Below are 14,053 nucleotides of genomic sequence, written 5' to 3' on the forward strand. Positions count from 1 at the left end.
GCCATTCACTCCTTTAAATTCTGTCATGCAATTTGCATAGTGCACAACAGTGGATGTTCATGACTACGCGCGAAGGCATTAACAAGAGTAACTTTGGTTTCTGCAATTTCTCGTGTAAAAACCCCACATACTCCACGTCCTTGATAATGCACCTGTAACATAATCAATCTTGCTAACTCTGCACTTTTACCAAAATATTTCATAAGCACCTCTATTACAAACTCCATCGGTGTAAAGTCGTCATTGATGAGTATGACCACATACATTGATGGCTTCTTCACCTTCAGGTCGGCAGATAATTCACCAACCTCTACTTCGCTCTCTATAACTGGCGCCAACTTCTCATTCATACATGCCTCTTACTGTCATTATAGTAGATATTTAAAATTTGTCGTATCGCGGTAGCCATAGGCAATTTTGAGTATTTAGTGCTCGCCGGGCACCACCGCATTTTCATTTTCCCGCGACTCATAACGCATTATATTTGCTATTTATTAGTATTGTTTTACTAAAAATATATAAGGAGTTGGACTGGGCAAGATCTACCTTTTCACGACCGCCGCAGTAGCACTAAACTTTATTGAGTTCTCAAAGTCGGCGCGAGAATCCGACTGTCTTTCCGGAAATGGCTCGCTCGGGTCCCCCTCGCTGCGCTTTATTTTCCTCCAAGAAAGTTGGATTCTTCGCCTACACGACTCAGGATAATTAAATTTTTGCCACAAGAAAATTCAAAATATTTCCGGAACTTTTTTTAAAAAGCTTTCCAGAGCCGCAAAAATAAGAATTTAGCACCAAGTTGAGAAGACTGGGCAAGATCTACCTTTTCAAGATCGTTGAGGACATGGATGTCCGAACGAAGACTACACGGATGTATTTACGGCGGTCTTGAAAAGGTTGTCTTGCCCAGTCCATCTCCACAACATCAATTTTTTTCAGCAGCGTAGAGCCACAGGATAAATCATTGTAGCTCTATGTAAAAAATTTCTTGATTAAAATTGTTTAATCATCGCTTGACCGAATTCAGACGTTTTTAATTGCGTCGAGCCTTCTAATATACGCGCAAAATCATACGTCACTGTTTTTGCTTTAATAGTACGTGCCATCGATGCAATAATTAAATCGGCCGCTTCAATCCATCCAAAATGTCTGAGCATCATCTCAGCCGATAAAATTAATGAACCTGGATTCACAGCATCTTTTCCGGCATATTTTGGAGCAGTACCATGCGTTGCTTCAAAAACTCCCACGGTATCACCTAAATTTGCACCTGGTGCAATTCCAATGCCACCGACCTGTGCTGCGAGCGCATCAGAAATATAGTCACCATTTAAATTTAACGTTGCAATCACATCATAATCCATAGGACGTAACAAAATTTGCTGTAAAAATGCATCAGCAATAACATCTTTAATGACAATATCTTTTCCAGTGTTAGGATTTTTAAACACATGCCAAGGTCCACCTTCCAAAGGCTGAGCACCAAACTCCTCACGAGCAACTTGATAACCCCACTCTTTAAATGCGCCCTCAGTAAATTTCATAATATTGCCCTTATGAACTAATGTTACTGAATCTCGATTGTTATCAACTGCGTACTGAATTGCTCGTCGAACTAACCGACTTGTTCCCGCTTTAGAAACAGGTTTAATTCCGATTCCGCAAGTTTCTGGAAAACGTATTTTTTTCACACCCATCTCTTGCTGCAAAAACTTAATGATTTTTTTTGCCGCATCCGTATCAGCAGCCCACTCAATACCTGCGTAAATATCCTCAGAATTCTCACGGAAAATCACCATATTTGTGTTCTGAGGTTCGCGCACTGGACTTGGTGTTCCATCAAAATAGCGTATTGGTCGTAGGCACACGTACAAATCTAATTCTTGTCTAAGGGCTACATTCAAAGAACGAATACCACCACCAACAGGAGTCGTTAAAGGGCCCTTAATTGCGATCACATAATCTCGTATTGCCTGCAATGTTTCATCCGGCAACCAAACATCTTTACCATAGACCTGATTCGCTTTCTCACCGGCATAAATTTCCATCCATGCAATTTTTCGCTTATTTCCATAGACTTTTTCTACAGCAGCATCAACTACAGCTCTCATCACTGGAGTAATATCCACACCAATACCATCACCTTCAATAAAAGGTACAATAGGATTATTGGGTACATTTAACGTAGCATCAGCATTCACAGAAATTGCTTCACCTTCCGCAGGCACTTGAATTTTCTTATCGCTCATTGAGTCACTCCCTCTATCAAATCGAATGTAAAATCCTGTATACTATACCAATCACAGCACGCTTTTGGAATGATAGAAATTACTAAGATTGAGGTTTGAACGATGAGCAGACTGATTTTATTCAATAAGCCGTATGGAGTCTTAACTCAGTTTACGGATAAATCAGGGCGTTCTACCCTTGCAGACTTTATTCCAGTCAAAAATGTATACCCTGCCGGGCGATTAGACCGAGATAGTGAAGGTTTGGTCGTTTTAACCGATGATGGTAAACTTCAACATCAAATTTCAGATCCCCAATTTAAGCTGACAAAAACCTACTGGGTTCAAGTCGAGGGAAAACCCAACCACGATGCTATTAATCAACTTCAACTCGGCGTTCAGCTGAACGATGGACCGACAAAACCGGCTGAAGTTAAGCTCATCGTGCCTCCCACTGTCTGGGATCGAGATCCACCCATTCGATTTCGAGAAGTTATACCAACGTGTTGGCTTGAAATTGGTGTTCGTGAGGGTAGAAATAGACTTATTCGTCGTATGACGGCTGCCGTAGGCTTCCCTACGTTGCGTTTAATTCGATTTAAAATCGGAGAATGGACGCTCGCGGGTCTTGCTCCTGGTGAATGGTGTGAGATTAAACCCTCACTCTCAGATGATGATATTACCCTCGAAGAGGAAACCTCGAGTTAGATTTTGGAGTTGGAATTGTTGTGAAAGAGCACATCATCGTTGGAATGTCGGGAGGTGTTGATTCTTCTGTCACTGCCGCCTTGTTGTGTGAACAAGGCTATAAAGTCACTGGTCTTTTCATGCGGAATTGGGACAGCGACGATAAAGATCCTTATTGTACTGCCACACAAGACTTAACCGATGCCAGAACCGTTTGCGACAAACTCAATATTCCGTTAAAAACCGTCAATTTCGCCCAAGAATACTGGGATAAGGTCTTTAGCCATTTTCTTGATGAATATGCCGCAGGTCGAACACCAAATCCAGACATCTTGTGCAACAAAGAAATTAAATTCCGGGCATTTTTAGATCATGCCCTCTCCTTAGGTGCAGATGCTATTGCTACCGGTCATTATGCACGCATTCACGCAGGTAACCGCTTTCAATTATTACGAGGCATAGATACCAATAAAGATCAAAGTTATTTCTTGTATACGTTAGGCCAACATCAATTAGCTCACAGTCGATTTCCACTAGGTGAATTAACAAAAACACAAGTGCGGACAATGGCTCAAAACTATGGATTTATCAATCATGCTAAAAAAGATAGTACAGGCATTTGTTTTATAGGTGAGAGAAAGTTCCAATCTTTTCTCAGTGAATATTTATTAGCACAACCCGGTAACATTGAAACTGACGATGGAAAAATAATAGGAAAACACAGCGGTTTAATGTTTTATACTTTAGGACAAAGACAAGGTTTAGGAATCGGTGGTCTTAATAATTTTACTGAAGCACCTTGGTATGTAGTCACAAAAGATCTTGCAAGAAATACTCTAATCGTAGCCCAACAACATGATCATCCTCTATTAATGAGTAATTCTCTGATTTGTCAGGACATCCATTGGATTGATGAAGCAACGCCACAATTACCCTTGAAATGTACAGCAAAAATACGCTATCGCTGCAGCGATCAAAACTGTAAGGTTAACGCTATATCTGATGGGGAATATCAAGTCATTTTCGAACAGCCACAACGTGCAATCACTCCAGGGCAATCCATCGTATTTTATCAAGATGATGTTTGCTTAGGAGGTGGGGTTATCCATTCAGAATACCCACTTAACCTCAGTCGCTGAACGTCTTATCTTGTAGCAGATGTTTGAACCTCTCCTTTTTTCTTTCGCGGAAGACGCATGGGTATATGATGACGTAATTTAGAATCATAGTACATCGTCAACATCAGCGAAAAAAACAACGGATTAATTAAAGATGTTTCAATCACACTAAGCGCAACTCGGCCGAATGAAAAAATAGGGATTTGAGCGTAACTATAGGGCGAAACTAAAATACTCAGAACTAATGGAATTACAATAATTGAAAATGTTCTCCACCAACTGTTCCAAACTAAAAACCAACTGTTGCGGAATGACTCAACGACTGAATAATCATCAAGAAGAATTAATGGCGCAACAAATACAAATGCTACGCCAATAAAAACCCCTGGCGCAATTAAGAAGATCAATCCAAACCAACTCAGTATGGAAATAATGGGTAATGCAATTAATAATCGAGGTAATTTTTTTAGTACATATTGTGAAGACTCTTGAAAACTCATCGTGGTTTGAGTACCAACCAGGAATAGTTGATGAAGGATAAAGCCTACAAGAAAAATAATGATGGGTAACACAAGCAGCATCAAAATTCCCGTCACTATAAGAACAGATTCAGGATAATGTTGTCTAAGCAAATACCCCATAATCAAACTAGGAATTCCAGACATCAGGGCTAATAAAAGGAACCAGGGCCAGAGTGATTTTAATCCTGCTAAATATAAAGATAAACCACTGATAATGATTTCACTCAATGACTGAGCCTTCGTTTTGAACGTAAACATCTCAACTCCTTCTAAGATGTAAGATACCGGATGCTTAGTATTCTAGCATAAATAATGCTAAAATGCCTTCCCAAGGGGCGCTATCTATGAAAAATAATACACTATTTACACTCAATTTGCCAAAGAATCCTGGTGAAGTACAGTCTTGGGGGGAAGTCTCTGGGCTCGGCATTGCCCTATCTATACTATCTGCAGCACATCAGGCATCCGGACCAGTGTTAATAATTTCCTCCGATTCTCTCAGCGCTAAACGCTTACACAATGAATTGCTCTTTGTTAACTCTCCAACAGATCCACTACCATTGTACCTTTTGCCAGACTGGGAGATTTTGCCCTACGATCATTTTTCACCGCATCAAGACATCATCTCTGAACGCTTACTCACCTTGAGCCAACTTCCTGAGACAAAAAGAGCGATTGTGATTGTTCCTGTAAACACCTTAATGCACCGTATTGCACCTCGTCAGCATTTAGAAGCTCACGTTTTCTCTATTACTAAAGGCATGCGTCTTGATAGCGACGCATTCAGACAGCGCTTAATCCGTGCTGGATACAGAGCAACTTCACAAGTCTTAGAGCATGGTGAGTATTCTCAACGAGGATCCATCATTGATCTTTATCCGATGGGAAGCTTATTGCCTTACAGAATCGATTTGTTTGATGATGAAATAGAAACCATTCGAACCTTCGATCCTGATACTCAATGTTCTCTCGAAATTGTTGAAAAAATAGCCTTACTTCCAGCACAAGAATATCCTCTCACTGAAGAAGCCATAACACAGTTTCGACAGTCCTGGCGCGAAAATTTTTCAGGTAATCCTGCAAAATCTCCTCTATACCAATCAATAAGCGATGGGTTAACTGCACCCGGCATTGAATATTACCTCCCTCTTTTTTACGACAAATTAGAATCAGTATTTGATTATTTACCCACTCAATCACTTGTCATTTCTGTTGAAGATATTGCAACAGGTGCAGAACATTTTCGTCAAGAAGTACTCTCTCGCTATGAACAACTTCGCTACGATACTGAACGACCTATTTTAGCTCCTCATGATATAACGCTGGCTATCGATGAATTATTTGGACATATTAAAAAATTCCCTCAGATTAAAATTACTCACGAAAAAGTTGAAGATAAGCCTGGACGTATTAATTTACACCTTCAAAAACCAAGTGTATCTATAGAAGAAAAAAAAGAATTTTCTCACCACCTAAAATCATTATTTGATGATAATATTCGTGTGCTTTGGGTAGCTGAATCAGCAGGTCGTCAACAAGTACTATACGATTTATTACAAAAAACCAACATTAAACCCGAGACATTCGATTATCTTGAGAATTTTATCTCCAGCTCAACTCAACACGGCATTACTACTGCACCTGTATTTCAAGGTGTAAATTTAAAAGACAAGAATATACTGATTCTTACTGAAGGCGAATTATTCGGAGAAAAAGTCATTCAACAACGTCGCAGACAAGGACGTAGTCTTGATCCTAATACACTCATTCGCAACCTCTCTGAACTTCAAATTGGCTCTCCCATCGTGCATATTGATCACGGTGTAGGTCGTTATCTAGGGCTTCAAAGTATTACTACAGACGGAATCGAAGCTGAATATTTAACAATAGAATATGCTGAAAAACATAAACTCTATGTGCCTGTTGGTTCATTACATTTAGTCAGTCGTTATTCTGGAGCAGATACTGATACCGCACCCTTGCATCAACTCGGATCCAGCCGTTGGCAAAAAGCGAAACGAAAAGCAGCTGAAAAAGCTCGCGATGCCGCTGCCGAATTACTCGATATTTATGCTCGACGTGAAAGTAAAATACGCGACAGCTACGGTGCTTTACCGACCGAATATGTTGATTTTGCCGCCACCTTCCCCTTTGAAGAAACGCCCGATCAACAGCAAGCCATTCAAATGGTCATTAATGATTTGGCAAAAACGCGTCCTATGGATCGATTAATTTGTGGTGATGTCGGATTTGGTAAAACAGAAGTTGCGATGCGTGCTGCGTTTATTGTTGCGTACCATCAAAAACAAGTCGCTGTTTTGGTCCCTACAACGTTACTTGCAGAACAACATTTCAACAATTTTAGGGATCGGTTTGCAAAACTTCCGGTAACAATCGAAATGATTTCTCGTTTCAGAAGTCAAAAAGAGCAACAAACGATTCTCGCAAATTGTGCTGAAGGTAAAGTTGATATTATTATCGGCACACATAAATTACTACAACCCGATATCAAATTTAAAAATCTTGGCTTATTGATTATCGATGAAGAACATCGATTTGGTGTCAGACAAAAAGAACGAATTAAATCATTACGAGCTAACGTTGACATTCTAACCCTAACAGCGACTCCCATTCCACGCACACTTAATTTAGCAATGTCGAGCATTAGAGACTTATCAATTATTGCAACACCGCCAGCGCGTCGTCTGGCAATTAATACTTTTGTGCATGAATATAGCCCTGCACTGATCAAAGAAGCTATGTTGCGTGAAATTTTACGTGGCGGACAAGTGTATTATTTGCATAATGATGTTAAATCCATCAAAAAAATCGCTGACGAAATTGAACAATTAGTTCCTGAAGCTAAAACAGGGGTCGCTCACGGACAAATGCGTGAACGTGAATTAGAAAAAGTGATGGCAGATTTTTATCATCGCCGTTTTAGTGTTTTGGTTTGCACAACAATCATTGAGTCCGGTATTGACGTACCTTCCGCCAATACCATTATTATCAATAGAGCCGATAAATTTGGCCTGGCGCAATTGCATCAAATTCGTGGTCGTGTCGGTCGATCGCACCATCAAGCCTATGCGTATTTACTCACACCACCGGAGAACATTCTCACTGCTGATGCTCAAAAACGCTTAGAAGCTATTGCTAGTCTCTCTGATCTCGGTGCAGGTTTCGCGCTGGCGACCAACGATTTAGAAATTCGCGGTGCTGGAGAAATATTGGGTGAAGAACAAAGTGGACACATTCAAGAAGTCGGTTTTACCCTCTATACTGAGCTGCTCGAAAACGCTGTTAAAGCCCTTAAATCGGGCGAAAGTATCGATCTTGATCGTGAAATTAATCATGGTCCAGAAATCGATTTGGGAATTAGCGCTTTAATTCCTGAAACCTACGTACACGACATTAATTTAAGATTGACACTGTATAAACGGCTGTCAAGTTGCAAAAATAATGAAGAGCTTCAAGAGTTACAAGTTGAATTTATCGATCGATTTGGACAGCTTCCTGACCCTGCGCGTCATCTTTTTATTATTGCCGAAATCAAACTTCTCGCTACACGACTCGGTATTACAAAAATTCTTGTTCGACAACAAAACGGGCGTCTCGATCTCGAACCAGAACCCAAAATCAACGTCGAGAATTTAATTAAATTAATTCAATCACAACCTACAAAATATCGATTTGAAGGCGCTAATTGCATTCGATTCAATACACAAAAGGCAGATACCGCCTCTAAGATTTCTTCAATTCAGCAATTACTCTCTAACCTTACATAAAAATTAGATACTGATCGAGCTAATCGGTAACGCGTTTACCATCTTTATATAAAGCCGCAGCTAAGGAATGTAATAATAAGTCTGATTCCGTTTGGTTTTCAAAGATGCAGCGAAGACGAGGATTTATTCTGACACCATTGATCTGGCGCTTGCCGATTTTAGCAACATAAACAAGAACTCCTTTGAGAACATAAAAATGTCCTTCATCAATAGTTTGCTCAAGCCTAAAAGGTACCAGTTTTCGCATGCCTGAAGCGAGGTCATCCTGACAATCTGTGAATAATTTGTGAAATTTTTCAAAATCTCTACAGGGTTTTCTAACAGCAATATAGTCTGGCGTCCTCTTTTTTTGAGGAACATGGTTCAATTTGAAAATGTTGTTGGCATCATCCTCTAAAAGTCCTTGATCGTCATCTGCGAACACATCTTCAATAGTGTTGAGTTCTTTAACTTCAACATTCAATAAATCGTGTATATCAAATTCTCTAAGAATTTGAATTTTTTCTTTATTTTTACGTATCCCTTCGAGACGAGCGAAAAGCTTGCTTTCTTGAATATCATTACCTGTCTGAGGTTCGCGTCCGTGTAATGAGACAAATCTATTAATTTCTTGAAATGAAATTAGCAGTCTTTCATTCTCGGTAACTGGAGGTGGTTTTTCAGGCTCTAATTTTAATAGTTCTAGATCGTCGTCTTCGATTAATCGGAGTAATTTTTGTCTTTCCACAACAACCTCCTATTACAAATGTTGCTCTCTACGTGCTTTTTTTAGATAAATCAGTGCACTAGCATACACTCTCTCAAGCGGGTCTGAGGAATTTATGTCTGGTCGATTTCCATTATGATCCCTAACGAATTGCTTGATCTTTGGCCATAACAACATGGCCTCTTCATCACTCATATCAATTCGTGTGGCTTCTATAGCTTCTTGAATTAAATGCAAGACGTCTGCCGTGACCGTCTTTGATAAATAGACCACGGCTTGGTAGAAGGGATTGATTTGATCAATAAGGTCAATATGTAAGTCATCAATGTTGATAAAGTGTTCTGCTATACGAATAAATCGTTGGTTGCCATTTGCTTGTATTACACCTGCTTTAACAATGGAATCAGCGACAACATATTGACGTACTTCTTCTACTTCATTTTCTGAAAGATCAGGATATTTAAGTCGAATTATTTTTGGAATAATAATCTTATTAATAACCTCAGGATCGAGATTTCCAGAAATTGCCCTTATCATCGTGTCATCTTGCAAGATTGAAACTTTTAGATCAGGAAGATCTGATTCAATAATTTTTTCAACTCGCGCCGTACTGGGCTCTTTAAATCCACGGATATGTATTTCACCGGATTTTGATTTATTGTGATCTGACGATCTGGTCTTAAACTTAAAATTAGGGGCCAAAACTTGTTCCATTAGCAATGAACAAGTAATCGCCTTAAGCATGTTATTTACCGATAGAGTGATTTGATCATCAGTGGCATTAGGTTGTGCTAATAAATTAGTAAATTGAGCATGGGTTTTATTCGGGCTATCTCGAGTGCAGCGTCCAATTATCTGAACGACCTCTGTTAAGGAACCACGACAACCTACTGTGAGAGCATGTTCACAAAAAGGCCAATCAAAACCTTCTTTCGCCATTCCTAGTGCAATAATCAAATCCATATCATCGACATTCTTGATGTTTCGCAGATAGTTAATGACTCGATCACGTTGTGATTCTTCAACTAAATTCGCGATTTTAAGCATTTTACCATCGGAGTGACGCTTGAGATAAATGATCCCTGTTTCCTGATCTTGATGATCCACTTCCCCAATAATGTCCAAAATATCATAAACTTCTTGGTATTTATCTTTGGTAGATTCACCTGAATTCACATTTGGGATATGCAAGATGGTTTTTTGATCTGTATTTAAAATATGTCCAATAGCAGAAGTGTATTTACCTTGATAAAATGGATAAGCCAATCCCAATGATTTGAGGTAAGTATAGCCATTAAGTTGTTCATAATAATTGTAGGTGACTTTAGTAAATCTTTCTTCATCCTCGGGCATCAGCACCGGAACAGCATCTCCACGAAAGTATGAGCCAGTCATTGCAACCACATGGGCATTCGAACCTTCCATCACTGCGTGCAAAAGACGTCCTAATCGACTATTGTCACTATCGGAAGAGACGTGGTGAAATTCATCGATAACGACTAAAGTGTTATTAAATTGCTCTGTATCGATTTCATCGAAAGCAAATCGAAGGGTAGCATGGGTGCAAATAAGAATTTTTTCATCGATGTTCATGAAGCGAATAAACGTTTTTATTTTACTTTTATCAGCACCTCCTAAGCACAGGTTAAACTCTGGATTTGGTTGCCAATCTTCGAAGAAACCATGAGACTTAAGATCCACAGGTTTAAATGAACCCGCAATTGATCTTTCGGGAACGGCTACAATGACCTTTTTGATGCCTTGGTGCGCAAGTTTATCGAGCGCAATATACATCAACGCTCGTGACTTCCCAGAAGCTGGAGGTGCTTTTATGAGGAGATATTGAGCATCGCGCACAGCGTAAGCACGTTCTTGCATTTCGCGCATACCCAGTGTGTTAAGTTTTGTGCTCTGACTAGTTTGAGCATAGTTAATGTCAATTATGTTACGCACGTTTTTTCCTCTTTTGGTACCATGCAACATTTTCAGAAACAGTCTCCGTCAATTTCTTTTGATGATGCTCATCTTTGTTCATTTTATGGGCGAGTTTTTTGACAACTTTGTGAGTGTGTATCTTTTTTTCATTATTTTCGGCTTTTTCATTAGCAATCATCTCATCATAAAGTTTAAATAGTAATTCCAAACGCTCGTCGTCAGATGCGAACGGTTTTGAACGATAGCACTGGTCTACAACTAAATCGAGTTGTTCATGAGCCTTTTTCAGACCTAAAGGAATTTTTTTAGGATCATAGAGTTCAGCTAAGGTTCTTTCACTGTGGTTTTCTCGTTCTGCTAACACGTTGTTCGCGAGGTGTTCGATGATGTTTTTTTGTTTGTCTGAGAGTTCAGGAATTGGGAATGTGTTATAACAAAGCGTGGCTGAATAACTGTAATCATTCTTAAGGCTACATGCTACAGCTCTAACCCATGCCATATGCATCTGAGATGTTAAAATCCCAAATAACCAGAGTTGAGCGTCATAGATGACATTAGCACGATCTTTTACAATAATACCTTTTTCTATAAAGCCTATAGGAATATAATGTCTTTTCTCTGATGAAACTCTTGGTACGATAATAGCTGAAGTCTCTTTATGGCTTATTTGTATAAATCGATGTGGTTTCTTAGAGAAGGCTCTAGTTGAGTTTGCCTTGCTAGCATTACGCATAATTGAAACCTGTTCTAATCTTGACTTTATCAGGGGATTTTTTATTGCATCATTTACCTCATTATCTTTAATCCACAGGCACCATTGCCTAATATCATTTATAAATTCGCGCGAACCTAGAGCTCGTTTAATATATTTTTTCGACAGCATATTTTTTTTGATTATTTCGTTCATTTCATTTTTAGATAGAAGCAGATGGCCACCATCTCTTGGCATGTTTCCAAAAACCATTGTTGGGATATTTGATAGAGGTTGTCTACGGCCTATTATCATAGTGTCAATGTTGGACTCGGAAAGGTAAGGGCCAATTCTATTCACTTCTTTGTATCTACCACTGCTATATATTTTTTTTCTAGTACTTTTCTTTGATGAAAGACCTATTATTGAGCAAGTTACTCCAGCATTATTCTTCGCAAAGTTTATCCAATTAAATGGTTTGTAACAGAATGATATTTCGAGACATTTTGAGAATATTTTCGGCCAAAGCACATGCACTTGTTCTCCCTGACATATAGATTTTGTCGTTAAAAATGCTAAACTATAGGTTGTGTTTGCAATATATTCTGACCCTTTTAAAAACCAACAAGAAATATAATCTAAATTTTTATAGTTTCCGTTGTTTTTAAATACAATATCCATATCTTTTTTCTGCTGTTTTCCTTGTTTGGTATGTCCTTGATAGGGAGGGTTCCCAACTATGTATATTTCATAACCTTTTTCTTTAGGACATATGTTTTCCCAGTCAATATGAGTAGCATTTCCAAGATAAATATTGTTCTTTTTATCAAGGGGCAAAGATTTCCGTGATTTATTAAATTTCTTTTGAAAACGTTTATTAAATTGAATTTTTGACAGGCTAAGTGAAAGAGTAGCTATCTCTCGTACAAAATCATCAACTTCTATACCATAGAATTGACGTAGTGAAATCACCGAAAATGGAATATCCATTGTTGTATCCAGATACCTTAGGCATTCAAGAATCTCCATTTCTAGTTTGCATAGCTCTTTATAGGTAATGGTAAGAAAATTACCGGATCCGCAAGCCGGGTCAAAGATACGAATCTTTGTAAGCCTTTGAAGTAAGTTATTGAGTTTCCCGGGATCGCTTTTGTTTTTATTGAATTCTTCCTCTAACTCATCAAGGAAGAGTGGTTTTATTACTTTCATGATATTTTCGAGTGATGTATAGTGCATTCCTAATCTACTGCGATCTTTCTTATTAACAACGGCTTGCATCATAGACCCGAAGATATCTAAATTGATTTCGGACCAATCAATATCACCACATTCAATGATCATTTTACGAGATTTACCTGTGAATTTTGGGATGTGATACCCATTGTTGAATAAGCTGCCATCCACGTATTGAAATTTATTTAGATAGTCTTGGGTGTTTTTTCGTAATTCCTCTTCGGTATTCAATACTCTAAAAAGTTCATTTAGTTTCTTATCAAGATCGCTGCCATCTTCTTTTGTATATTTATAGATGTAACTGGTGAAAACAACCTCTTCGGAGGTATTCTTGCTAAGGATTTTAATGTCTTCGGCAAAGAAACAGAATATAAGTCTTGAAAAAAAGATATTTAAGTCGTGTTCTTCTTGTTTGCTTTTGAATTGATTATCTTTTTGAATTTTATCATACAGTTTTGCCATTTTCTCTGCTGCTTTGAGATCTGCAGCATATTCATTTTTTTTACGTTCATTCACCATGCCAGGTGATAATGACTCGAAAAATGAGCAATAGTCATTAAGATTTTTAATATGAATATCTATCTTCTTATTCGTTTTGTTGTCAAACGCTAGAAGTCTTTTGAAGTCAGTAGTTAGGATCAATCTCGGTTTATTTTTGTGCTCAGTCAAGTCATCGCAAAGAGTGGCGAAGCGGTCATCGATATCCTGGCTTGTCGCTTTTTGAAAAAGCAATTTATTCCTGTAAATAAGTTGGTCATCTTTCTTAGAAGGATTAAGCTTTCCAAATCTCATTAAGTTTATTTCACTTTTTGCAACTCCGTATGCTCTGAGAAAGTCAAATACGAAGGTCTCGTCTGAGATATGTTTCACCAATCCACTAAGTTTGTTCTCAATCTGTACCATGTCCATAGCTGTTCTACCTTTTTGTCTTTGTTATCGCATCTTTTAAGGCATTGAGCCTTTATCAATGCACCTAAAAATACCATAATAGAGGAAATTGATGCTCTATATGTTTAAATATAGCATAAAATAAGAAAGCCAACCTGAAATTAATGTGACTCATGAAGGCAGATCTTTTCTGCGATTTGACGCTTTGCATTTCGATCCTATAATCAATAAATGGGGCAATATGTTTTTTGGCTAGTTTTT

General features: G+C 38.5%; 9 protein-coding genes. 3 read left to right on the forward strand and 6 right to left on the reverse strand.

Annotated elements, in window-relative coordinates; all coding sequences use genetic code 11:
* Positions 1-23: 23 nt before the first annotated feature.
* Both clpS and icd read right to left on the reverse strand, forming a co-directional pair.
* Positions 24-350 carry an ATP-dependent Clp protease adapter ClpS gene (gene clpS, locus K2X50_06625; GenBank protein ID MBX9586917.1) on the reverse strand — a complete coding sequence of 109 codons (327 nt, stop codon included), beginning with the start codon at positions 348-350 and terminating at the stop codon, positions 24-26.
* Between the two features lie 639 nt (positions 351-989).
* Positions 990-2,246 (reverse strand): NADP-dependent isocitrate dehydrogenase, encoded by a 1,257-nt coding sequence (icd, locus tag K2X50_06630; GenBank protein MBX9586918.1) that lies wholly within the window; start codon positions 2,244-2,246, stop codon positions 990-992.
* A 102-nt stretch (positions 2,247-2,348) separates the two neighbouring features.
* Between icd and K2X50_06635 the strand changes: the two genes are divergently transcribed.
* Entirely contained in the window at positions 2,349-2,933 is a 585-nt protein-coding gene (locus K2X50_06635; GenBank protein ID MBX9586919.1) for a pseudouridine synthase, read from the forward strand.
* Between the two features lie 20 nt (positions 2,934-2,953).
* Entirely contained in the window at positions 2,954-4,051 is a 1,098-nt protein-coding gene (gene mnmA / locus K2X50_06640) for a tRNA 2-thiouridine(34) synthase MnmA (protein MBX9586920.1), read from the forward strand.
* A gap of 5 nt (positions 4,052-4,056) precedes the next feature.
* On the opposite strand, the gene K2X50_06645 is transcribed toward mnmA, so the two are convergent.
* Complete coding sequence (locus tag K2X50_06645; protein ID MBX9586921.1) at positions 4,057-4,809, reverse strand: hypothetical protein; 753 nt, start codon at positions 4,807-4,809, stop codon at positions 4,057-4,059.
* A gap of 86 nt (positions 4,810-4,895) precedes the next feature.
* On the opposite strand from K2X50_06645, the gene mfd reads away from it, so the two are divergent.
* Positions 4,896-8,339 carry a transcription-repair coupling factor gene (gene mfd / locus K2X50_06650; protein ID MBX9586922.1) on the forward strand — a complete coding sequence of 1,148 codons (3,444 nt, stop codon included), beginning with the start codon at positions 4,896-4,898 and terminating at the stop codon, positions 8,337-8,339.
* Between the two features lie 19 nt (positions 8,340-8,358).
* On the opposite strand, the gene K2X50_06655 is transcribed toward mfd, so the two are convergent.
* From K2X50_06655 to K2X50_06665, 3 genes are read right to left on the reverse strand one after another with little or no spacing between them, the layout of a single operon-like run.
* Positions 8,359-9,066, reverse strand: a complete 708-nt coding sequence (locus K2X50_06655) for a hypothetical protein (protein ID MBX9586923.1) — start codon at positions 9,064-9,066, stop codon at positions 8,359-8,361.
* Between the two features lie 12 nt (positions 9,067-9,078).
* The gene (locus K2X50_06660) at positions 9,079-10,998 is read right to left on the reverse strand and encodes a DEAD/DEAH box helicase family protein (protein ID MBX9586924.1); all 1,920 of its coding nucleotides are present in this window, start codon (positions 10,996-10,998) and stop codon (positions 9,079-9,081) included.
* Positions 10,991-13,813, reverse strand: a complete 2,823-nt coding sequence (locus K2X50_06665) for an N-6 DNA methylase (protein ID MBX9586925.1) — start codon at positions 13,811-13,813, stop codon at positions 10,991-10,993. Before K2X50_06665 ends, K2X50_06660 begins: the two co-directional genes overlap by 8 nt.
* Positions 13,814-14,053 lie beyond the last annotated feature (240 nt).

It is taken from the genome of Gammaproteobacteria bacterium (assembly GCA_019748175.1).
GTDB lineage: Bacteria > Pseudomonadota > Gammaproteobacteria > JAIEPX01 > JAIEPX01 > JAIEPX01.